18 protein-coding genes and 1 pseudogene are annotated in these 24,963 nt (G+C 27.4%); 17 read left to right on the top strand and 2 right to left on the bottom strand.

The window, feature by feature from the left end:
* Nucleotides 1-77: 77 nt before the first annotated feature.
* From BLT70_RS10420 to BLT70_RS10350, 15 genes are all read left to right on the top strand, one after another.
* Nucleotides 78-3,734, top strand: a complete 3,657-nt coding sequence (locus tag BLT70_RS10420; protein WP_091894167.1) for a M1 family aminopeptidase — start codon at nt 78-80, stop codon at nt 3,732-3,734.
* A gap of 4 nt (nt 3,735-3,738) precedes the next feature.
* The gene (locus tag BLT70_RS10415; protein WP_091894165.1) at nt 3,739-4,401 is read left to right on the top strand and encodes a lysoplasmalogenase; all 663 of its coding nucleotides are present in this window, start codon (nt 3,739-3,741) and stop codon (nt 4,399-4,401) included.
* Nucleotides 4,402-4,496: 95 nt separating this feature from the next.
* Entirely contained in the window at nt 4,497-5,579 is a 1,083-nt protein-coding gene (locus BLT70_RS10410; RefSeq protein WP_157691887.1) for an esterase-like activity of phytase family protein, read from the top strand.
* Nucleotides 5,580-5,621: 42 nt separating this feature from the next.
* Nucleotides 5,622-6,131 carry a hypothetical protein gene (locus tag BLT70_RS10405; RefSeq protein ID WP_231962683.1) on the top strand — a complete coding sequence of 170 codons (510 nt, stop codon included), beginning with the start codon at nt 5,622-5,624 and terminating at the stop codon, nt 6,129-6,131.
* 102 nt (nt 6,132-6,233) lie between these two features.
* Entirely contained in the window at nt 6,234-7,109 is an 876-nt protein-coding gene (gene dapA / locus BLT70_RS10400) for a 4-hydroxy-tetrahydrodipicolinate synthase (RefSeq protein WP_091894161.1), read from the top strand.
* Between the two features lie 342 nt (nt 7,110-7,451).
* Nucleotides 7,452-8,336, top strand: coding sequence for an outer membrane protein assembly factor BamD (locus BLT70_RS10395; RefSeq protein WP_091894159.1), 885 nt, complete (start codon nt 7,452-7,454; stop codon nt 8,334-8,336).
* A gap of 6 nt (nt 8,337-8,342) precedes the next feature.
* Nucleotides 8,343-8,663: a DNA-directed RNA polymerase subunit omega gene (locus BLT70_RS10390; protein WP_091894157.1), complete on the top strand. Its 321-nt coding sequence runs from the start codon at nt 8,343-8,345 to the stop codon at nt 8,661-8,663.
* Nucleotides 8,664-8,665: 2 nt separating this feature from the next.
* On the top strand, nt 8,666-9,874 hold the full coding sequence (gene coaBC / locus BLT70_RS10385; RefSeq protein ID WP_091894155.1) for a bifunctional phosphopantothenoylcysteine decarboxylase/phosphopantothenate--cysteine ligase CoaBC: 1,209 nt from the start codon (nt 8,666-8,668) through the stop codon (nt 9,872-9,874).
* A gap of 87 nt (nt 9,875-9,961) precedes the next feature.
* Nucleotides 9,962-10,852, top strand: a complete 891-nt coding sequence (locus BLT70_RS10380) for a DUF4835 family protein (protein ID WP_091894153.1) — start codon at nt 9,962-9,964, stop codon at nt 10,850-10,852.
* A gap of 61 nt (nt 10,853-10,913) precedes the next feature.
* On the top strand, nt 10,914-12,566 hold the full coding sequence (recN, locus tag BLT70_RS10375; protein ID WP_091894151.1) for a DNA repair protein RecN: 1,653 nt from the start codon (nt 10,914-10,916) through the stop codon (nt 12,564-12,566).
* Nucleotides 12,567-12,612: 46 nt separating this feature from the next.
* Nucleotides 12,613-13,425: an enoyl-ACP reductase gene (locus BLT70_RS10370; RefSeq protein ID WP_091894149.1), complete on the top strand. Its 813-nt coding sequence runs from the start codon at nt 12,613-12,615 to the stop codon at nt 13,423-13,425.
* A gap of 170 nt (nt 13,426-13,595) precedes the next feature.
* Nucleotides 13,596-14,675 (top strand): choice-of-anchor J domain-containing protein, encoded by a 1,080-nt coding sequence (locus BLT70_RS10365; protein WP_091894147.1) that lies wholly within the window; start codon nt 13,596-13,598, stop codon nt 14,673-14,675.
* A gap of 224 nt (nt 14,676-14,899) precedes the next feature.
* Nucleotides 14,900-15,292, top strand: coding sequence for a hypothetical protein (locus BLT70_RS10360; RefSeq protein WP_231962681.1), 393 nt, complete (start codon nt 14,900-14,902; stop codon nt 15,290-15,292).
* A 3-nt stretch (nt 15,293-15,295) separates the two neighbouring features.
* Entirely contained in the window at nt 15,296-16,261 is a 966-nt protein-coding gene (locus BLT70_RS10355) for a glycosyltransferase family 2 protein (protein WP_091894143.1), read from the top strand.
* Between the two features lie 354 nt (nt 16,262-16,615).
* Nucleotides 16,616-18,994 (top strand): polysaccharide biosynthesis tyrosine autokinase, encoded by a 2,379-nt coding sequence (locus BLT70_RS10350; protein ID WP_091894141.1) that lies wholly within the window; start codon nt 16,616-16,618, stop codon nt 18,992-18,994.
* A 201-nt stretch (nt 18,995-19,195) separates the two neighbouring features.
* On the opposite strand, the gene BLT70_RS10345 is transcribed toward BLT70_RS10350, so the two are convergent.
* Together BLT70_RS10345 and BLT70_RS17155 are read right to left on the bottom strand one after the other, a co-directional pair.
* On the bottom strand, nt 19,196-21,676 hold the full coding sequence (locus tag BLT70_RS10345; RefSeq protein ID WP_091894139.1) for a glycoside hydrolase family 2 protein: 2,481 nt from the start codon (nt 21,674-21,676) through the stop codon (nt 19,196-19,198).
* Between the two features lie 135 nt (nt 21,677-21,811).
* On the bottom strand, nt 21,812-21,985 hold the full coding sequence (locus BLT70_RS17155; protein WP_157691886.1) for a hypothetical protein: 174 nt from the start codon (nt 21,983-21,985) through the stop codon (nt 21,812-21,814).
* Between the two features lie 39 nt (nt 21,986-22,024).
* Here BLT70_RS17155 and BLT70_RS10340 point away from each other — a divergent pair.
* Together BLT70_RS10340 and BLT70_RS17595 are read left to right on the top strand one after the other, a co-directional pair.
* Nucleotides 22,025-24,184, top strand: a pseudogene (locus tag BLT70_RS10340) (GH92 family glycosyl hydrolase); the annotation flags it as partial.
* Nucleotides 24,182-24,958: a discoidin domain-containing protein gene (locus tag BLT70_RS17595; protein WP_368086354.1), complete on the top strand. Its 777-nt coding sequence runs from the start codon at nt 24,182-24,184 to the stop codon at nt 24,956-24,958. The pseudogene BLT70_RS10340 and the gene BLT70_RS17595, both read left to right, overlap by 3 nt.
* The last annotated feature ends 5 nt before the right edge of the window (nt 24,959-24,963 follow it).

Below are 24,963 nucleotides of genomic sequence, written 5' to 3'. Positions count from 1 at the left end.
AAAATTTACTACAAATTTTAATTATAAAATTCAAACAAACTAATCACTTAAAACTAAACACTTAAAACTTTTTTAGTATGTTTTCAACAATTTTTAAACAAGAATTAAAATACTGGTTTCAAAAACCGATTTTTTATATTTATATATCCATATTTTTTCTAATTTCTCTTCTTTTATCAGCAACTGCAGCAGGTATTTGGGATGGAATTACAGGAACAACTGGTTCTTCTAGAATTGTAAACTCGCCAATTGGTGTAACTGGGTTATTAAATGGGTTAACTATTTTAATATTTTTCCTATTTCCATCAATAATAGGGGTTTCTATTTATAGAGATTTTAAAAGCGAAATGCACACAATTTTGTATTCGTATCCGTTTACAAAAGCCAATTATTTATTTGCGAAGTTTTTTAGCGGAATTGTAGTTGTTTCTGCAATCGTTTTGGTAATTGCATTTGGTATGAGTATTGGTTTTAGATTTCCTGGAACAAATTCTGATATTGTTGGCGATTTCAATATCATGACGTATTTGCAAACATATTTAGTTTATATTTTGCCAAATGTGTTATTTTTTGGCGCTGTTGTTTTTGCCATTGTTACTTTTTCTAGAAATATTGCAGCAGGTTTTATTACCGTTATAATTTTGTTTTTTGCACAAGGAGCATTATCAAGTATTTTTTCTGATCCAGAACAAGCAAGTTTACTAGCAATTTTAGATCCTTTTGGTTCTGCTGCTGCAGATTATTACACTAAATATTGGACCATTTTTGAACAAAACGAATTACAGATACCAATTAAAGAATTAATTATTTACAACAGATTATTGTGGTTGGCGATTTCATCTTTAATTTTTGGTTTGGTTTATAAATTCTTTAAATTTAATCAGAATGCAATTTCTATTTCTTTTAGAAAAGTAAAATCAGAAAGAGTAACCAAAAATAATTTTAGCGGAATTACAAGAATTACGTTGCCAAAAGTAACGCACGATTATTCTTTTAGTCAGAATTTAAAAACGATGTGGAGATTATCTAACCTCGATTTTAAATACATTTTTACGAGTTTGCCATTTATTTGTATTCTAGTTGTTGGTATTTTATTATTAGTAGGTACGTTATTTACAGTTGGTGAAATTTTTGGTACAAAAACGCTTCCAGTAACTTGGCAAATGCTTGGAGGTGGAAATATTTTTAGTGCATTAATAATTAATTTATGTACTTTTTTATACGCAGGTATTTTAGTACAAAGAGCAAATACTGCCAAAATAAGTCATTTGGTAGATAGCACACCGATTCCTAATTGGACGTTGTTGTTTTCTAAACTGATAGCCTTGTTAAAAATGCAATTGGTTTTATTGGCAGTAATTATGGTTTCCGGAATGTTGTTTCAAGCATATCAAGGATATTATGATTTTGAAATTGGTCATTATTTAAAAGAATTATATGGTTTAAAATTCTTGAACTATGTAATTTGGGCATTATTGGCAATATTTATTCAAACGTTGGTTAAAAATCAATATTTAGGATTTTTTATTTTGTTGATATTGGCAATCGGAATTCCGTTTTTATCTTTAATAGGTATTGAATTATCAATCTTTAAATACAACGAAGGTCCAGGTTATAGTTATTCGGATATGAATGGTTATGGTTCTGCATTGTCTAGATATTTATGGTATAAATTATATTGGATTTTAGGCGGAACATTGCTTTTAATTGTAAGTATGTTAATGTGGGTTAGAGGTTTGCCAAATTCTTTTGCAGAGAGATTTTATGTAGCAAAACAGCGTTTTAAAACACCGATTAAAATTAGTTTTATGGTTGTTTTAGTAGCTTTTTTAACTTTAGGAGTTACAATTTATCAAAAAACAAAATCTGATAATAAAAACTCATCTTCTAAACAGGCAGAATTAGATGCTGTAAAATGGGAAAAAACCTATAAGAAATACGAAAATTACAAACAACCAAGAATTACTGCTGTAAATGCAGAAATGCACATTTATCCGAAGAAAAAAACGTATAAAGCAAGTGCAATTTACACGATGATAAATAAAACAAACCAAGCAATTGATAGTGTTTTTTTAAATCATAATTCATTAGAAAGTACTTTTGAGTTTAATAAACCAAATAATTTAGTTTTAGAGGACACTGTTTTTAATTTTGATATTTACAAGTTTGATAAAAAAATTCAACCTGGAGATACTTTACAATTGACAATTCATGTAAAAAGTAACGAAAATAGCATGTTTCAGTTAAAATCTCCAATTTTAGAAAACGGAACTTTTATTAGTAATTCTTCTTTATTTCCTTCTTTAGGGTACAACTCTAGAGGTGAATTAACAGACGATAAAACACGTGAAAAATATAAATTACCAAAAAATAATTTACGTCCGGCGCCAACAGATTCTACAGCTTTAGGAAATACATATATTTCTAAAGATTCAGATTGGATTGATTTTGAAGCAACGGTTTCTACATCAAAAGATCAAATTGCAATTGCGCCAGGTTATTTACAAAAAGAATGGACAGAAGGAGATCGTAAATTTTTCCATTATAAAATGGATAGCAAAATGTTGAATTTTTACGCCTTTAATTCAGCAAGATATGAAGTTAAAAAAGAAATGTGGAAAGGCATTAGTTTAGAAATTTACTATCACAAACTACACGATTATAATTTAGACAGAATGATGAAAGGGATGAAAGCTTCCTTAACTTACAACGCTAAAAACTTTAGTCCTTATCAGCATAAACAACTAAGAATTATTGAGTTTCCAAGAATAAAAGGAACTTTTGCGCAATCATTTGCAAATACAATTCCGTTTTCTGAAGGTTTTGGTTTTATTGCGGATGTTGATGAAAAAGATGAAAATGGTGTAGATTATCCTTTTGCAGTAACTGTGCACGAAGTTTCGCATCAATGGTGGGCGCATCAAGTAATTGGAGCAGATGTTTTAGGAGCAACAATGTTATCAGAAAGTTTATCTGAATATGTTTCCTTAAAAGTTTTAGAACATCAACATGGAAAACCTAAAATGCGTACATTTTTAAAAGAAGCTTTAGATAGTTATTTAATGCAGCGAACTTTTGAAGCTAAAAGAGAAAAACCATTAATGTATAACGATGGTCAAGGGTATATTCACTATCAAAAAGGGTCTTTAGTATTTTATGCTTTAAGCGATTATATTGGCGAAGAAAACTTAAACGGAGCGTTAAAAAAATATGTAGAAAAAGTAAAATTTCAAGATTCGCCATACACAACTTCTACAGAAATGGTTAATTATATTAGAAAAGTAACGCCAGATTCTTTACAGTATGTAATTAAAGATATGTTTGAAACGATAACGCTTTATAAAAATAGAATTGTAGGTGCAAAAACTACGGAGTTAGAAAACGGTAAATATCAAGTTGATATTGAATTTGAAGTTTCTAAATATAGAAATGATGAAAAAGGGAAGAAGTTTTATGGCGAAAAAGTGGGAGATACGTTGAGCTATAAATCAGAAAAAATGAGCAAGTCAATTTTATCTGTTCCGTTGCAAGATTATATAGATATTGGTGTTTTTACAGAGGAAGAAGTTGATGGTAAAAAGAAAGAAAAAGAACTGTATTTACAAAAACATAAGATTACACAAATCAATAATAAAATTACAATTATTGTTGATAAAAAACCTAGAGAAGTTGGTGTAGATCCTTACAATAAATTAATTGATACACAATCTAACGACAACAGAAGAAAGTTATAAATTGATGACAAAACAAATCAAAATAACAACAGCTTCAATTGCTTTTTTAGCAGTTGTTATATTACATATTTTAGGGTTATTATTTCATGATAAAACTGCTTTTTTAAGCAAACCTTTTATAATTACGTCTTTAGTAATTGTGTATTTAGTAGCTGTTAAAAAGCCAAATTTTTGGTATGTTTCTGCGTTGTTTTTTTCTTTTTGGGGAGATGTTTTGCTGCTTTTTAAAGATCAATTTTTTGTCTTTGGATTGGCGTCATTTTTAGTTGCTCATATTTTGTATATTAAAATAGCAGCTGGTTTTATTAAGAAAGAAAGTGTTCGAAAATTAATTTTAGCAAGTATTCCTTTTGTAGTTTTTTTGATTTTTCTGTTTTATTTGATTCTTGATAATCTAGGCGAAATGAAAATTCCTGTAATAGTTTATGGAACTGTAATTTCTACTTTCGGAGTCGTTTCTTTGTTGAATTATATGCAAAAGAAAAGTACCGAAAATTTATGGCTTTTTTTAGGAACAATTATTTTTATTCTTTCTGACACTTTAATTGCGCTTCATAAATTTTACGAGGCAAAAGAAATTTATTCAGTAAGTATAATGGTCACTTATATTGTAGCACAATATTTAATTTGTAAAGCAATAATTGCTAAAGACTCTCTTAAAGAATAGTTTTTTTGTTTTTTATGATTTTATTTTTAGATGAATTGTATAATACTTAGGTGTAAAAACAATAAAAAGATATCTTTGTTGTTTACTTTTTTATGATGAAAAACTTTTACTTTTTAGCTGCTTTTTCTTTGTTGATTTTTTCTTGTACAAAGAAAACAGAAACCAAATTAACTTTTTTAGATGAATATGATTTAGCAGATTCTATTCAATTTAAAAATACAATTATTGGTGGTTTGTCTGGCGTAGATTTTGTCAATAATCAATATTATTTTGTTGTTGATGATGAAAGAAATCCAAGAGTTTTATCAGCAAATATTAGTATTTCTGATGATAAAATAAAATCGGTAAAATTTAATGATGTAATACTTTTAGCAGATACAACGAATAACTTTTATCAAAAAAATGCATTAGATCTAGAGTCTGTTTTTGTAGATGAAACAACCAATGAAATCTATTTAACTAGCGAAGGTTCTATAAAAAATAATAAACTGCCAAGTGTTTTTAAATCTGATATAAATGGACGATTTTTAGAAGAAATTCAATTACCTGAAAATTTATTAAACATAAAAAGTATAAAGCATAATGCAGCTTTCGAAGCTTCATCAAAAAGTATTGATAATAAAGGTTTTTGGGTTGCTATGGAAGCGCCGTTAAATGTAGATGGAGAAGAACCAACTTTTACAAAAACATCATCACCAATTAGAATTACTTATTTTGATAAATCAACTAAAAAAGCTACAAAACAGTTTGCATATCAATTAGAACATATTACAAAACCAGCAAAAGGAAATATCAATTTAAATGGTGTAACTGCAATGTTAGAGTATAAAGAAAATCAATTTTTAGTAGTTGAAAGAACCTATCAAAGTGGTTATGGAAGTCACGGAAATATTGTTAGAATTTTTGATGTTATAGTTGATGAAACTGCTACTGATATTTTAGAAATTGATGCATTAAAAACATCAGAATTTACACCTCTTAAAAAAAGATTAGTTTTTAATTTTGAAGACGTAGAAGGTGAATTAACAGATAAAATTATTGATAATATTGAAGGGATTGCTTTTGGACCAGAATTGTTAAATGGAAATAAATCGTTACTTTTAATCTCTGACGATAATTTTCAGTTTTATGGTAAACAGTTAAATCAATTTATTTTGTTAGAATTGCAAGCTAATTAATAGTATTTTTATAAAAAATAAAAAAGCCCAACTTTAGTATATATGATTCCATTTAGAAGATATTTTTTAAAAAAGCAGTTTAAAAAGAAATTGATTGAGAATGAAATTCATAGAGTTGTTAGCGATGAGCAAATAAAAACAGTTGGTATAATTACTACCGATGAAATTTCTAAATGGGTAAATGTAAAAGAAGAAGTAGAAAATATACTAAATCTTAAAAATGCTCAAATATATAGTTTTGGCTCTCATAAAGATGATCGTTCTTTTAAATCCTTTACCGAAAAGGATTTTAACTGGAAAGGAAACATTTATAAATCTAATTTTAAGATTTTTATAGATGAGCCTTTCGATCTTTTAATAGGTTATTTTAATAAAAATAATTTATATATAGAAAGTGCAGTTTTAAATTCTAAAGCGAAGTTTAAAGTTGGTATTTCTGGTGTAAATCAAGAATTGTATGATATAGAAATAGCAGAAACGCCTAGTAAAACAGATCGTTTTTTCTTAGAATTAAAGAAATACTTAGTAGTATTAAAAAAACTAGAAAATTAAACTTGAGATAAAAAGTTGTGTATTCTTTATAAGAAATTAGTATTTCACTTTTTAATTAATTTGAATAATGTAATTTTACATTCGTAAAAATTTAAAAAAATAATGCAAAAATTTATTGGAACAGGTGTTGCTTTGGTTACTCCGTTTAAAGAAGATTTAACGGTTGATTTTGATGCGCTAATTAAATTAGTAAATTTCAACATAGAAAATGGTACAGATTATTTAGTAATTAATGGTACAACAGGCGAAAGCGCAACAATTTCTAGGGAAGAAAAGGAGCAAATTATAGATGTTATTGTAAAAACAAATAACAAGCGTTTACCTTTAGTTTTAGGAATTGGTGGTAATAATACGTTAGCAGTTGTAAAAGAAGTTAGCACAAGAGATTTATCACAAATAGATGGTATTCTTTCTGTTGCTCCTTATTATAGTAAGCCAACTCAAGAAGGATTTTATCAGCATTATAAAGCAATTGCAGAAGCAACAGAAAAGCCAATAATTTTATATAATGTTCCTGGAAGAACAGCTAGAAATATGGAGCCAGCAACCACTTTACGTTTGGCAAAAGATTTTAGCAATATTGTGGCTGTTAAAGAAGCAGGTAATAATCAACAACAATACAATACTTTATTAAAAGACAAACCAGCAGATTTTTTAATTATTTCTGGTGATGATGATTTGGCTTTAGGTGTTGCTTTGGCAGGAGGTTCTGGAGTAATTTCTGTAATTGGTCAAGCATTTCCGAAAGAGTTTTCTAAAATGATTAAATTAGGATTAGAAGGTAAAAATGTTGAAGCTTATAAAATCCATTTTAAAATGATGGATATTATTGATTATATTTTCGAAGAAAATAATCCTGCAGGAATTAAAGTAGTTTTAAAAGAATTAGGTATTTGTGCAGGTACTGTACGTTTACCTTTGGTAAAAGCGAGTGCAGAATTACAAGCTAAAATAGCAAAATACGTTTCTAACTTTTAGGTTTAGAATCTATTATAATAATAACGAATACAACTTTTTTAAAGGCTAACTTTTTAAAAGTTGTATTTTTTTATGAAATAACCTTAACAAACTTTTAGTATCATTTTGGGTGTTTTTTAAGTCTTTTTTGCAGAATATTGCAGAACACAATATAATGTGTAAAAAAGTGTTTTAATTTTAATAGATTTTTAGAAATGTAAAACATTTCTATTTTTTGTTGAAATAGTGATCCTAAGCGCACTTATACTGAACATTCTTCAGTATTTAGGAACCAAAAGAAAAGAATTTTTTACTTAAAAATAAATTCTTTTATTATCCATAATTAATTAGTAATTTTGCCCGATGCAAAAAATTAAAAATTTAGCGTGTTTATTGGTGTTAAGCCTTTTGTTATTTTCTTGTGGAGAATATCAAAAAGTGCTTAATAAAGGTACGGTTGAAGACCAATATAAAATGGCCGTAAAAATGTACGAAGGTAAAAAGTACGGTAAAGCTTTGCGATTATTTGAAAAAGTAACACCAGCGTATAGAGGTAAACCTCAAATGGAACGTATTCAATTTATGGTAGCTCAATCTAATTTTAACGAAAAAAATTATATTGAATCAGGTTATTATTTTGATCGTTTTGTTAATAATTATCCAAAAAGTTCTAAAAAAGAAGATGCAGCATTTTTGTCTGCTTATAGTTATAAATTAGCTTCTCCTGTTTTTAGTAAAGATCCAACAGAAACAAATAAAGCACTAAATGCATTTCAAAGTTTTATAACTACATATCCAAATTCTGATAAAATAGAAGAAGCAAATAAGCATTATAAAGATATACGTTATAAATTACAAAAAAAATATTTCGAAATAGCAAAAACATATTACACAACTGCAGACTATGATGTAAGAAATTACAAAGCTTCAATTCAGGCTTTTGATAATTTATTATCAGATTATTTAGGCTCAGAGTTTAAAGAAGAAGCTTTGTATTATAGATTTAAAGCTGCTCATGATTTTGTTTTAAGAAGTACTGATAGAAGAAAATTAGAGCGTATTAAAGATGCAGTTGAAGCTTTTGAAAAACTAGAAAGAAATTACCCAGAATCTACATATATGGTAGAATCTAAAGAAATGTTATCTACTTTGCAAAAAGAACAAGTTAGAGTAGAAGCTTTAATAGAAAAATTAAAGGCAAAACAAGAATTATTAGAAAGAGAAAAAGAAAACTCAAAAGAGAAATAACAAATTATGGACTATAAAGATACACAAGCTGCTATAAGTACAGTAACTTATAACAAAAACAAAATTGAAGCTCCTACAAACAATATTTATGAAGCAATATCTATTATTGCTAAAAGAGCCAATCAAATAAATTCTGATTTAAAAACTGAATTAGTTGATAAATTAGATGAATTTGCAACTTATAATGATAGTTTAGAAGAAGTTTTTGAAAATAAAGAACAAATTGAAGTTTCTAAATTTTACGAGCGTTTACCAAAACCAACTGCACTTGCTGTTGAAGAATGGTTAAACGACAAAGTATACTTCAGAACTCCAGAAACAACATAATAATGTCTGTTCTAAGCGGAAAAAAAATTCTGTTAGGCATTACAGCTGGAATTGCCGCTTACAAAACAGCTTCATTAGTTCGTTTGTTTATAAAATTAGGCGCAGATGTCAAAGTAGTTATGACGCCTGCGTCTAAAGATTTTATAACACCTCTTACACTTTCTACACTTTCTAAAAATCCTGTCCATTCTACTTTTTTTGATGTAGAAGACGAAAATGAAATTTGGAATAGTCATGTAGATATAGGACTCTGGGCAGATTATTTTTTAATTGCGCCTGCAACTGCAAACACAATGTCTAAAATGGCAAATGGAACTTGCGACAATTTATTGTTAGCAACTTATTTGTCTGCAAAATGTCCTATATATTTTGCGCCAGCAATGGATTTAGATATGTATATTCATCCATCAACTAAAGAAAGTTTAGATAAATTACAAGATTTTGGTAATATCATAATTCCTGCTACTTCTGGCGAATTAGCAAGTGGTTTAGTTGGCGAAGGTAGAATGGCAGAACCAGAAGATATTTTATCTTTTATAGAAAATGATATACTTTCTAAATTACCACTTCGTGGAAAAAAAGTTTTAATTACTGCAGGTCCAACTTATGAAGCTATAGATCCTGTTCGTTTTATAGGAAATCATTCTTCAGGAAAAATGGGATTTGCAATTGCAAAAGAAGCAGCAAATTTAGGTGCAGAAGTTATTTTAATTACTGGTCCAACACATCAACAAATAAACCACTCTTTTGTAAATAGAATTGATGTTATTTCTGCGGATCAAATGTATACTGAAGTTCATAATTATTTTAATGATGTAGACATTGCAATATCAGCAGCAGCAGTTGCAGATTATAAGCCAAAAAATGTTGCAAATCAGAAAATAAAAAAGAAGGATTCTTCGTTAACTATTGAGTTAGCACCTACAAAGGATATTTTGGCATCTTTAGGCGCTATTAAAAAACATCAATTTTTGGTAGGTTTTGCATTAGAAACTAATAATGAAATTGAAAACGCAAAAAGTAAGATTAAACGTAAGAATTTAGATGCAATTGTTTTAAATTCGTTACAAGATAAAGGCGCTGGTTTTGCTGCAAACACAAATAAAATTACTATTATTGATAAAAATTTGAATGAAAAACCATTTGAATTAAAATCTAAAACAGCAGTAGCTAAAGATATTATTAATGAAATTGTAAATAGTATACGTTAAATATTCCTTGTATTCTTTAGATTAGTCGAGAGGTTTATTGTATGATTTATACTACGCTCGATAAAACGAAAATTATAAAAATCCACTATGTGTAAACATGTTTTTCTTTTTGCTTTATTTTTGATAACATTCAATATAAATTCACAAGAATTAAATTGTTTAATAACTGTTAACGATCAACAAGTTGATGGTTCAAATAAACAAGTTTTTACAACTTTACAAAAGTCGTTAACAGAGTTTATCAATCAAACTAAATGGACAAATAGAGTTGTTAAATCTGAAGAAAGAATAGATTGTGCAATGACAATTATTATTACAAATAGGCAAAATAATACGTTTACAGCCACTTTACAAGTGCAATCTACAAGACCTGTTTTTGGATCTAGTTATGCAACTCCTGTTTTAAACATAAAAGACAACGATTTTACATTTAAATACAATGAGTTTGATCCTTTAATTTACAATAAAAATTCTTTTGACAGTAATTTAATTTCTACAATAGTATTTTATGTATACACAATTATAGGAATTGATGCAGATACATTTACTCAATTTGGTGGAGAAACAGAATTAAAAGAAGCACAAAATGTAATGTTGCAAGCTCAACAAAGTGGTTTGTCTTCTTGGCAAAATGTAGTTGGTAAACAAAACCGTTTTTTAATGATAGATAATTTGTTATCACCTAAACTAAAAAGTTACAGAAGTACATTGTATGATTATCATATAAAAGGGTTAGACAATTTTGCTTCTAACAAAGATTTTGGAAAACAAGCTGTTGAAGATGCAGTTTTATCCGTAGGAAATATTTATAATAAAACCGTTGGTAATTACTTAATAAGAATGTTTTTTGATGCGAAAGCAGATGAAATTGTAAGTATTTATTCTGATGGACCAAGAACCAAAAATGCCGAACGTTTAACAACTTCTTTAAAAAATATTTCTCCGAATAATAATTCTAAATGGAAAAATATTGAATAAACTTTTTCTTTATTTTTTCTGACTTTAATTCACTAATTTTATTCACTAAAATTTAGAGAACTTGCTTACACAATTATCCATACATAATTACGCGTTAATCAATCATTTATCTATTGATTTTTCATCTGGTTTATCTATTATTACTGGTGAAACTGGTGCAGGAAAATCCATACTTCTAGGAGCTTTAGGCTTGGTTTTAGGTAACAGAGCAGATTTATCTTCATTAAAAGATACTTCTAGAAAATGTATTGTAGAAGCTAAAATTGCAGTTTCTAATTATGATCTAAAAGATTTTTTTGAAGAAGTAGAATTAGATTATGAAGATATTACTATTTTAAGACGAGAAATTTTACCTTCAGGAAAATCAAGAGCTTTTGTAAATGATACACCAGTAACTTTAACGGTTTTAAATGAATTAAAATCGAAGTTGATAGATGTGCATTCTCAGCATCAAACCATGCAATTATCTGATGTAAATTTTCAATTTACAGTTTTAGATGCTTTAGCTAAAAATAATGCAAAAGTTGGTTCTTATAAAAGAGGTGTCTTAAAGTTAAATAAGCTAAATAAAGAATTAGAAAAACTAGAGAAAACGCAAAAAGAAATTAATTTACAATATGAGTATAACTTGCATTTATTTAACGAGTTAGAGGTTGCTAAGTTAAAGGTTGATGAACAAGAAACTTTAGAAGAAAGTTTAGAGAGGTTAAATAATATAGAAGATATAAAATTAAATTTATCTGAAGCTTTAGAAATTTCTTCAAACGAAGAAATTGGTGTACAAGATTTACTACATACTTTAGAAAATAGATTATCGAAAATTGCTTCTTTTTCTAAGGAATATCAAGAAATATCAGAAAGAGTTACAAGCGTAAAAATAGAAATTGATGATATTGTTGCTGAGTTAGAAAATGCCAATGAAAACGTAGAATTTAATTCAAATGAAGCAGAAGAAATCAATGATAGATTGCAACTAATTTACAACTTACAAAAAAAACATGCTGTAAATACGAATCAAGAATTGTTGCAAATCTTAGAAGCTTTATCAGAAAAAGTTAATGAAGTAGAAAGTGCTGATGCTACCATCAGTAAAAAGAAAAAAGAAATTGCAGAAGTATCAGAAAAATTAGATGCAATTGCTTTAAAAATTTCTAATGCTAGAAAAAATGTTATTCCTAAATTAAAAAAGGAATTAGAAGAATTATTATCAGACTTAGGAATGGAAAATGCTCGTTTTTCAATCAAAATAATACCTACTAAAAATTATTTTTATAACGGAAAAGATGAATTAGAATTTTTATTTTCTGCGAATAAAGGTGGTAATTTTGGAGAACTTAAAAAAGTGGCTTCTGGTGGAGAATTATCTAGAATTATGTTATCCGTAAAGAAAGTTTTATCAGAAAACATACAGCTTCCAACTATTATTTTTGATGAAATTGATACTGGAGTTTCTGGTGAGGTTTCTAATAAAATTGCGGCTATTATGCAGCAAATGGGTATGCACATGCAAGTAATTGCAATTACACATTTACCACAAATTGCTGCTAAAGGAATAAATCATTACAAAGTATATAAAGAAGAAATTAATAATGTTACTACAACAAATTTAAAGCAGTTAACGACTGAAGAAAGGGTTGTAGAAATTGCAGAAATGTTAAGTGGAAAAGATATTTCTGAATCTGCAATTACACACGCAAAAGAATTGTTGAATTAGTTTTTTAAAAAACTAGAAACAAGATAATTAATAAAGCCAAAACAATATGTACAATTTATTAAAAGGTAAAAGAGGAATTATTTTTGGAGCATTAAACGAGCATTCAATTGCTTGGAAAGTTGCAGAAAGAGCTCACGAAGAAGGAGCAACTTTTGTGTTAACTAATGCGCCAATTGCTTTAAGAATGGGCGAATTAAATGAGTTAGCTGCAAAAACGGGGTCTCAAATTATTGGTGCAGATGCAACTTCTATTGACGATTTAAACAACTTAGTAGAAAAATCTATGGAGATTTTAGGCGGCAAAATTGACTTTGTTTTACATTCAATTGGTATGTCTATAAATGTTAGAAAAGGAAAACATTATACAGATTCTAACTACGATTTTACTACCAAAGGTTGGGATATTTCTGCAGTTTCATTCCATAAAGTAATGAATGTTTTATATAATAAAAAAGCGATGAGCGAGTGGGGTTCTATTGTAGCGTTAACATATATGGCAGCACAAAGAGTGTTTCCTGATTATAATGATATGGCAGATAATAAGGCATATTTAGAAAGTATAGCGCGTAGTTTTGGTTACTTTTTTGGTAGAGATCATAAGGTTAGGGTAAATACAATTTCTCAATCTCCAACACCAACAACTGCCGGAAGTGGTGTTAAAGGTTTTGATGGTTTTATTGAATATGCAGAAAAAATGAGCCCGTTAGGAAATGCAACAGCATTAGAATGTGCAGATTATACAATTACAATGTTTTCAGATTTAACGAAGAAAGTAACTTTACAAAACTTATTTCACGATGGTGGATTTTCTAATATGGGAGTTAGTGATCCCGTTATGGAGAAATTTACAAAAGAGTAAATGTATTATCTTTAAAAAAAGTTCTTTAGGATGTCATTATGTAAATGATGTCCTTTTTTTTTTGATGATAATTTAAATATTTTCTTAAAATGAATGTTTATTACTTTGTAATTAGATAAATCATTGTAAAAAATGTAATTTTATTCACTAATTATTAAAGATATATTCATATGAAAAAAATTACTTTACTACTTCTATTTTTATCTATAACTTTTTCCGTAAGAGCACAGTTTCCAGAAAGTTTTGTCGATGGTGTTATACCAACAGGTTGGACTACTTTTATTGGTGCAAATGGTTTAGGAACAACAGAAAATTGGTCTGCTTCTACCGGAGGTTATATGCTTTGTTTTGATGAAAATGCAGGTGATTTTACTGAAGATTGGCTTGTAAGTCCTTCGGTAAATATTACTTCAATAAATTCATTATTAAGTTTTTATGAGCAAACTCTTTACACAGATGTATATGAGCCTTCAAACATGAGTGTTCGTGTTTCAACAACTTCTCAAACAGATATAAGTACGTTTACTTCGTTAAGTTCGTTAACTGCTACAGAAGTATTTAATGGATCAAATTCAAGAAGTATAGATTTATCTGCTTATGAAGGAAAGACAATTTATATTGCTTGGGTTTTAGAGCAAAATTACGGAGACGGATGGCTTATTGATGATATTTCTTTAAATAACCAAAATGCTACGGCACCGAGTTGTGCAGAAAATTTATTACCTGCTAATGGCAATACAGATGTTTATCTTACTGATGGTGAGGTTTCACTATCTTGGGATGCCCCTTCTACAGGTGATGCGCCAACTGAATACGAAATTTTTTGGGGAACTACTTCTGGCAGTTTAACTTCTTTAGGTTCATTAGTAGGTACTAGTGTAAATATTATTAATGTAGATTATTCTACCACATATTATTGGAGTATTGTTCCAAAAAATGCAGGAGGAAGTGCAACAGGGTGTGCAGAATTAAGTTTTACCACGCAAGCAGATCCAACTTTAGGTATTAAAGAAAATAAAATAGAAGGTCTTTCTTTATTTCCAACAATTATAAATCAAAATTTAAGTATTACTTCGCTAAAATCTTTAGATGCTATAAATGTTTTTAATTTATTGGGGCAACAAGTATATAGTAGTAAACCGAATACTACAAATTTATCTGTAGATTTATCTTCTTTAAAAGCTGGAATTTATTTGGTTAAAGTAAAAGTAGGCGATTCTAAAGGAACCTATAAGATTATTAAGGAATAATTTTAAAATTAAGTTTATATAATTTAAAAATGCAAATCAATTTTGATTTGCATTTTTTTTATAATTTATTTTTTGATGATCATTATATTTAACGAATTTTATATGGAGTAAAAATTAATAAGTTATTTTTTTTATCCTATTTTTACTAACGAATTTAATTTTTGTGCATGGGTTTTTTTAAGAAAATTGACAAAGTATTTAGATCATCAGAAAATTTTAATCTGATGGAACGATCAGAAGTAGATATTCAAATTGAAGATAATATTAAAAGTGTAGGTATCAATAAGTTTGCAGAATCAGATTATGGAGATTTATATGTAAGAGTAAACGAATTAGGTGGTTTTTTAATTTTGGAAACAATTATTGTAAGTGCTACCAATTTAAAAAGTAAAAAAGGAAGTAAACTTACTTTTAAAAACCAAAATGAGACGTTAAAATTAGAATCTGATGAAAATAAGATTGAATCAGATTTTTCTAATGCTGTAAAAAAATCGGTAACTAAAATCGATTATAACATTTCTGTTGAAGAAGCAGAGAATTTTAAAGAAGAAAAATACAATGAAGTTCATTTTGAAATAAACGGGAAAAAAATTTTATTTTCTGTTCTAAGATCTTAAATATTGAAATTATTATTTTCCATTATAATCCCAGTTTATAATCGTCCCAATGAAATTGACGAATTGTTAGAAAGTATTACAAAACAAGATTTTTCTAATGATTTTGAAGTTTTAATTATAGAAGACGGCTCAACTCAAAAAAGTAATTTAATTGTTGAAGCATATAAAAATCAGCTTAATTTAAAATATTATTTTAAAAAAAATAGTGGAGCAGGAGCAAGCCGTAATTTTGGAATGCAAAAAGCTTCAGGAAATTATTTTATCATTTTAGATTCTGATGTTATTGTGCCTAATCAATATTTATCCGAAGTAGAAAAAGCTTTAGCAAACAATTTTACAGATGCTTTTGGTGGACCTGATGCGGCACATAAAAGTTTTACAGCACTTCAAAAAGCTATTAATTATTCTATGACTTCTGTGTTAACAACTGGCGGAATTCGTGGTAAAAAACAAGCTGTTGGTAAGTTTCAACCAAGAAGTTTTAATTTTGGATTGTCGGAAAAAGCTTTTGCTAAAACAAACGGCTTTTCAGATTTAAAAATAGGAGAAGACATCGATTTAACCTTTCGTTTATGGCAAAACGGTTTAGAAACTCAGTTAATAGAAAAAGCTTTTGTATATCATAAAAGAAGAAGTAGTGTTCAGCAATTTTTTAATCAGACATTTGCTTTTGGAGCAGGAAGACCAAAATTAAATAAACGTTTTCCTGGATCTGCAAAACCAACATATTGGTTTCCTAGTTTGTTTATTTTAGGAATTATTTTCAGTCTTTTTTTAGCTTTTATTGGATACCATGAATTTTTATATTTCTACGGATTTTATTTTCTTCTAATTTTCTTAGATTCTTTAAATCAGAATAAAAATTTAAATGTTGCTTTTTTAAGCATATTAACTTCTTTTGTACAATTTCTAGGTTACGGTTTGGGTTTTTTAAAAAGTCAAATTTTTATTAAAATATTAAAACAATAAAACTTTAAAGTTTTATTTATCATAATTATCTTTTTAACTTTTGCTATTTATTAAAAGTAGACTGTCATTTTCTTTAGATGAAAAGTTACTTTTAAGTTTAAAAGCAAATTCAAATATATTATTAAATAAACTATGTGTTTCTAACTCTTCATTTTAAAATAATAATAATATATTTGGAAATTGTAATCGATAAGTTTAAAAAATGATTAGTAAATTTTTTTATAAAAAAGAACTTACAATTAATATCACTAATTTGTAAAATCTAAAAATTAAAAAAGAGAGTAATTCTTCTTTATTATTGATTAAAATATTGATAAAAAAAAGCTATAAGACCCCAAATTAGAACAATAAAATATGAAAGAGTTTCAAAAAAATAATCAAGAGATTATTTTTGAAGATAATGATAAAATTAATTTAAAAGAAGAGTTTGATAAATACGTTTACTATTGGAGATGGTTTGTTTTGGCTTTATGTATTTCTTTTTGTTGTGCTTATTACTATATAAAAAAGACGCCACCTTTATATAATGCTTCGGCTTATATAATGATAAAAGACAATTTGAAATCTGGTATTTCAGATGAGTTAAAGGCTGTTTCAGATTTGGGTATTGTAGGAAATAACTCTACAAATAATCCTGAAAACGAAATTTTTATTATTAAATCTAGAAAAATAGTTAGTAGAGTTGTAGATTCTTTAGAACTTAATATAAGTTACTTTGATGAGCAAGGAAGAAACGCTATTGAAGCTTATAAAAACAGTGCAATTAAGGTTGATTTTTTAAATGATAATACTATAAATAGTATTATTGATACATCTTTTGTAGTTTCCTTTACAGAAAAAAATAGATTTTCTATTAAAGATTCTGAAGGCGAAATATTAAAAAGTGCTTATTTTGATGAAATTATTACTAGTGATAATTTAGGTAGTTTTAAGATTACTAAGAATTTATTAGATAAAGACATTGACACTGATCAAAAGGATATTTTAGTTGTAGTAAGACCAAAAAAAAATGTAGTTAGTAGTTATGCTTCTAGAATAATAGTTAGTGCAGTTAGTGAGTTTTCAAGTATATTAAAACTAGAAATAAAGGACGCTAACAAGTCTAAAGCAGAAGATATTTTAAATGAATTAATAAAACAGTATAATCTCGATGCTTTAATAGATAAGAATGAAATATCTAAGAAAACCAAAGAATTTATAGAAGAAAGACTTCAAAATATGAGTGTTGAGTTAGGGGTAATTCAAGACAAATTAAAAGACTTTAAAACCGATTTTGGAATAAGTGGTTTTTCTAAGCAAGCAGAAATTGCTTTTGAATCAATTTCAAGTTATGACGAAGTAATAGTTCGGTTAAAAACGCAATTAACTTTAGTAGAGTGGGCAGAAAATGATTTAAAAAAGCACACTAAAAGCTATGAAATACTTCCTGAAAATTTAGGTTTTTCTGATGAGATTACTTCAAAAGCTATTAATGAATATAATCAGCTAGTGCTAGAACAGCAAAGGTTACGTATAAAAGCAGGAGATAAAAATCCAAGTTTGGTGTTATTACAAAATCGGATACAAGTTTTAAGAGAAAACGTTTATAGAAATCTTGAAAATTTAAAATCTTCAATTAATATTCAGCTTAATAAATCTCTTAAAGAATCTAAAGTAGCTCAAACAAAAGTAGCTCAAATACCTTTAATAGAAAGAGGTATGATTGATATTCAAAGGCAAAAAGCTATTTATTCTGAGTTATATTCTTATTTGTTACGAAAAAAAGAAGAAACAGCTATTTCTTTAGCTGTTACAGTATCAAATGCTAAGATAATTGATGTTGCATATAGTTCAGATGGTTCTATTTCTCCTAAAAAGAAAATTATTTATTTGATTGCATTGGTGGTAGGTTTAATAATTCCTTTTTTATTAATTTATTTGAAGTTTATATTAGATACTAAAATTCATAACAGAAAAGATATTGAAAGTAATTTGAATATTCCTTATTTAGGTGATATTCCAAATTCTGTTTCTTTAGAAAAAATTATTGTTAAAAAAGAAACTAGAACAAGTACAGCTGAGGCTTTTAGACTTTTAAGAGCAAACTTAAGTTTTATGTTACCTAAAACAGGTGCAAATTCTAAAGGTAAAACTATATTTATTACTTCTACTATTAGTGGAGAAGGTAAATCTTTTGTCTCTTTAAATTTAGCAGCAACAATGGCATTAACTAATAAAAAAGTGTTGTTATTAGGTTTAGATTTAAGAGCTCCTAAAATTACAGATTACTTAGAATTACCAGACAGAAAAGGAGTAACTAATTATATTTTAGACGATAAATTAACTTTAAAAGAACTTATATTTAATGTTTCTGATATAGATAATCTTGATATTATTTCATCAGGTCTTATACCTCCAAATCCATCAGAATTACTTTTAAATGATAGGGTTAAAAATTTATTAGAAATTGCTAAAAATGAGTATGACTTTATAATAGTAGATACAGCACCTGTTAGTCTTGTTTCTGATACATTATTAATAGGAGATTTAGCAGATATGTTTTTATACGTTACAAGAGCAAATTATTTAGATAAAAGAATGCTTATTGTGCCAGAAACTTTATATAAGGAAAAAAAATTACCAAATATGGCTATTGTATTAAATAGTACAGATAGCAGTAGAGGTTATGGTTACGGTTATGGATATATAGAAAAAGAGAAGAAATCATTTTATAAAAGAATTTTAGGAAAGTAAATGCTGATATACTTTTTCATAATCTATAAATAAAGTTTAACAGTCAACTCTTAAGAAAATTTTTCTGTATCATAATTTATCTTAAAATAAACAAGTTTCTTTTTTAGTATGAAAACTTATTTTGTGTAATTATAGGTTATAAATTTTTGAATTTTGGCTTCCTAATATTTTTTTTGAATTTAAAGTGTTTGAAAAATTACACTATATTTCATTTAAGCTTTTTAGCTTTAAGTCATTTAATGAATTTGTACTTGTTTCAAAGTAAATTGTTTTGGTTTCATTTGGCAATAAATCAAAATAATTATCAGAAAAATGACCTTTTTTATTTGTAAATAAAAATACATCTTTTTGCAAAACACTACTTTTTAAAGTGATCAAAAAACCATTTTCTGTTTTTATAATTTCTTTATTGATTTCTCCTTTTGGTAATAGAAGTTCTTTTGGTTTTACAAAGTAGAAATTCGATTTTTGATTGTTAAATTCAGTAACTAAAACAGTAGTTTTTTTATCAATATTTTTTATGGAAAAGCGATAGAATTCTTTACTGCTATTTTCTAAAGCTTTAATTTCTATAGAATCAGATTTAATTTCATTTCCGTAAAAATCAATTACTTTTATTTTTAAATTTCCTCTAATTGTATCAAAAGAGTCATTAATAATATAAGTTTTTACTTTATTTTTTTCTTTTTTTGATGAAATTAAAACATTTTCAAAAGCTTTTTTAGCTTTATATTGTAAGGCTTTCCAATTACCAAAATAATCAATACTAGACCATGAAATTGAAGGCCAACAATCATTTAATTGCCAATATAAAGTTCCCATATTTTTAGGTTTGGATCTTCTATGTGCTTCTATACCCATTACAATTCCTTTGGCTTGTAATAACTGACTTACATATACATAATCTTCGTCATTCGTAGGTTTTTTATAATCACGAATCATATATTCATCAATTAATCTAAAACCTTTATTATGTTTTTGATGTGCTTTTACAGCATCAGTATTTAAGTTAATTGTATCATTTTGATTAATGTATTTCAACGCTTCGTAACTTGGTAAAGATTGAAATCCGAATTCACTCATAAACCTTGGAACTCTTTTCTCTAAATATTTAAAATGATATTCATCGTGCCAAACCCACCAATCATGAGCATCGCCTTCAAATTCATATAAAGGATCTCCTCTTCCGTATTTAGGAGATGTTTCCCAATAATCAGTTTCACTAAATTTTGAAACTGTATTAGGTAAAATTGAATCGAAAACAACTAAATAATCGTTCCAGATTTCTTGCTTTTCTTTTTCTGTTCTATTGGTTTGCCAACCCCAACGCTTCCAACCTTCAGAATTTTCATTATTTCCACACCATAATGTAATTGAAGAATGATTTCTTAACCTTTTTACTTGTTGCTCTGCTTCTTCTTTTATGTTTTCTAAAAAATCTTTATCTCCAGGGTACATTGCGCAAGCAAACATAAAATCTTGCCAAACTAATATTCCTTTTTCATCACAGATATCATAAAAAATATCATTTTCATAAATTCCGCCACCCCAAACACGTAACATGTTCATGTTAGAATTTACAACATCAGATAACAGTTTTTCATAATGTTTATTGGTTACTTTATTCTGAAAACTATTTTGTGGAATGTAATTTGCGCCTTTAGCATACACAGGTTTTCCATTTAATTCAAAATAGAAAGATTCTCCAATTTTATCTTTTTTGTTGATTAATTTTATAGTTCTAATTCCTTTTTTTATTTCTTTTTCATCTTTTATTTTACCATCAGAAATCAATTGAAAATTAAAACTATATAAATACGGATTTCCTAAATTATGTGTCCACCACAATTTCGGGTTTTTAATTTCTAAAGGAATTTTATAAGTATGCATTCCTTTTTTGATGTCAATTTCTTTGGTAATTTCTATTCCGTCAAAAATTATTTTAATTTCTGATGTTACTGTTTCGTCTGTTTCTAAAATTAAATCACGTTCAATATCTATTTCTGCTACAAGTTTTACTTTTTGATCTGTTAGTTTTTCTTGACGAATAAAAATGTCATCAATCTTAAAATCATTCCAAGCATTTATAGAAACCTCTTTCCAAATGCCAGATGTGTTTAGTTTTGGTCCCCAATCCCAACCATATTGAAATTGCGCTTTTCTGGTGTAAACTCTTTTTCCTTCTGGTAATTTATACGGATTTTTATTTTCTAATTCAATTTCAATTGTATCAGTATTTGTAAATATGATTGTAAGTTTATTTTCTTTTTTTGCTATTTTTTTAATATCAAAACTAAATTTCTGAAACGCATTATTTGTTTTTCCTACTAAAGAATCATTTAAAAAAATAGATGCATAAGTGTCTAAACCATCAAAATTAATTTCGATGTTTTTTCTATTAAAAGTTTCATCAGAAAGGGTAAAGTTTGTTTTGTAAATCCAATTTTTTTTAGAAACCCATTGTACTTTTTCTTCGTTATTTTTTACAAACGGATTTTCTATAATTTTATGATCTAATAAATCTGTAAATATATTTCCAGGAACAGTTGCCGATTTCCAATCTAAAGTGTCAGTTCCTTTAAATTGCCAATTTGTATCAATAGAAATATGCAAAGGAATATCTTTTTTTGATTTACTATTCCAAATTACGATCAAACTTAATATTAATAAAATTTTACGCATTTTTTATAATTTTTAATTCATAACCTTCATCATTTTTAATGCTTTTATCAATATTAAAAATGATTTCATTCTTATTTTTATCCGAAGAAATTTCTAAAGAAAAGCTTTCTTTTAAAAATAATTTACAACATCATTTTATTCTGATGGCGAAATTATTTTTACATTTTTATTCAAAATAAAAACACCTTTTTTTATTGTTTGTGATAATGGTTTTGGAATAATGTTAGGTTCAATAGGTTTTTTGATGTCATTCTTACATCCAAAGAAAATTAAAATAAAAACTTGTAAGAAATATTGATGAATTTTCATTTTCTGTTATATTTGATACGAATTTAAGAATCTATTTTAATGAAACGATATTTTTTACCTTTTTTTATTGTGCTATTCGCAATGTTTTCTTGTGTTTTAAATACAGATAAATCTGCTGTAAAAAAAGATAAAAGTTTAATTTCTTATGTAAATCCGTTTATTGGTACTGGTGGTCATGGACATACTTATCCTGGAGCAACAATGCCTTTTGGAATGATGTAATTATCTCCAGATACACGTTTAGATGGTTGGGATGGTTGTTCTGGATATCATTATTCTGATGATAAAATCTACGGATTTTCTCACACACATTTAAGTGGAACAGGAGTTTCTGATTTTGGAGATTTTTTATTAATGCCAACAAATAAACAAGTTTTTAATAATGGAGCTGATGGTAAAGAAGGTTATAGATCTAATTTTTCTCATGAGAATGAAGTTGCAGAACCTGGTTTTTACAAAGTACATTTGGATGATACTAATATTGAAGTTGAGTTAACCGTTTCTAAAAGAAGTGGAATGCATAAATATAAATTTCCATCAAAAGAAAATCAGTTTGTTATTTTAGATTTGGTTCATAGAGATAAAGTTTTAGATGCTAAAATTGAAAAAATTTCTGATACAGAACTTTCTGGATATCGTTTTTCTGAAGCTTGGGCAACAGATCAAAGATTATTTTTTAACATAAAAACTTCACATCCTTTTACAGATGTTTTACAATCGCCAGAAAAAGAAGGAATGACAGGTGCACAAAAAATAGCATTGAATTTTATCAATCCAAATAACGAGCCAGTAATTATAAAAATAGGAATTTCTGCTGTTGATGTAGAAGGCGCAAAAAAGAACTTAAAAGGAGAAATTGGAAATCAAACTTTTGATGAAATAAAAAAAACAGCGCAAGATTTCTGGGAAAAACAATTAGAAAAAATTGTTGTTGAAGATAGTAATCAAGATAATAAAGTTAATTTTTATTCTGCACTATATCATACAATGATTGCTCCAAATTTATATCAAGACGTAGATGGTAGGTATAGAGGAATGGATTTAGAAATACATGAAACAAAAGATTTCGATTATTACACAGTATTCTCATTATGGGATACTTACAGAGCTGCACATCCTTTATATACAATTATTGAGCAAGAAAAAACCAACGATTTTATAAATACTTTTTTAGCAAAATATGATGAAGGAGGAATTATGCCAATTTGGGATTTAGCAGCAAATTATACGGGTTGTATGATTGGTTATCATGCTGTACCAGTAATTGCTGATGCGTATTTAAAAGGAATTAAAAATTACGATGTTGAAAAAGCGTTTACAGCAATGAAACATTCTGCAACTCGCGATAAATTAGGTTTGGATTCGTATAAATACTTCGGATTTATTCCTGTGGAAAAAGAATCAGAATCTGTTTCTAAAACGTTAGAATACGCTTATGATGATTGGACAATAGCACAAATGGCAAAATCTTTAAGAAAAGAAGAAGATTATAAAAACTATGCAGAAAGAGCTCAATATTATAAAAATGTTTTCGATCCTAGTTCTCGATTTATGAGAGGTCGTTTTAGAAATACTTGGTTTGCACCTTTTGATCCTTATGAAGTAAATTTTAATTATACAGAAGCAAATTCTTGGCAGTATAGCTTTTATGTTCCTCAAGATATTTCTGGGTTTATGAAGTTGCTAGGAGGAAAAGAAAAATTAGAAAATCAATTAGATAAATTATTTTTGGCAGATGATAAAACTTCAGGAAGTCATCAAGTTGATATTACTGGTTTAATTGGGCAATATGCTCATGGTAATGAACCAAGTCATCACATGGCATATTTATATAATTTTGTAAATAAACCATCAAAAACGCAAGAAAAAGTTCGTCAGATTTTAACAGAATTGTACACAAATACACCAGATGGAATTTCTGGAAACGAAGATTGCGGGCAAATGAGTGCTTGGTATATTTTCTCTTCTTTAGGCTTTTATCCTGTAACACCAGGTTTAAATCAATATATAATTGGAAGTCCTTTATTTAATAAAGCAACCATTAATTTAGAAAACGGAAAAACTTTTACTGTTGAGGCTAAAAATCAATCCGCAGAAAATAAATATATTAAATCAGTAAAACTGAATGGTGATAATTATGAGTATTCGTATATCAATCATCAAGATATAATAAATGGTGGAAATTTAATTTTCGAAATGATAAATGTGCCTTCAAATTGGGGAACAAAAGATGCGTTTATTCCATCAACAGAAATAAAAGAACACGTAATTGTTGCTTCACCATTTATTGCAAAAGGTGAAATTGCTTTTAAAGGAAGTACAGAAGTTACTTTAGAAAATGTAGACAAAGAAGCTATTATTTATTATAGATTAGGTTATAAAGGTGGTTTTAAAAAATATGAGAAACCTTTTATAATCGATACATTTATCAACCTTTCTGTTTACGCAGAAAAAAATGAAGTAAAAAGTCCTGTAATTACCACAGATTTTTACAAAATAGATCCAAATATTAAAATAGATTTAAAAACTGATTATGCAAATCAATATAATGCTGGAGGTAAAAATGCATTAATTGATGGTATTATTGGTGCAGAAGATTTTAGAACAGGAACTTGGCAAGGATATTTTGATAAAGACTTGATTGCGGTTGTAGATTTGGGAAAAGAGAAACTTATTTATAATGTAAAAATTTCTTTTTTAAAAGATCAAAAAAGTTGGATTTTTTTACCAAAGGAAGTTGAGATTTATACTTCGCTTGATGGGCAAAATTTCCAAAAAGTAGTAAATAGGAACTTTAAAAAACCAGAAAATTCTGATGAAGTAAAAATCGAATCAGTTGCAGTTTCAAAGCTAGGAAAAGCAAGATACATAAAAATCATTGCAAAAAAATTAGGCAAACTTCCAGAATGGCATTTAGGGTATGCTCATGATGGTAGAAGTTGGTTGTTTGTAGATGAAATTCAAATTAAATAACAAGT

This window comes from Polaribacter sp. KT25b (assembly GCF_900105145.1).
Lineage (GTDB): Bacteria > Bacteroidota > Bacteroidia > Flavobacteriales > Flavobacteriaceae > Polaribacter.
The sequence above is the reverse complement of the archived record's forward strand: the minus strand, read 5'-3'. Positions and strand labels throughout refer to the sequence as shown.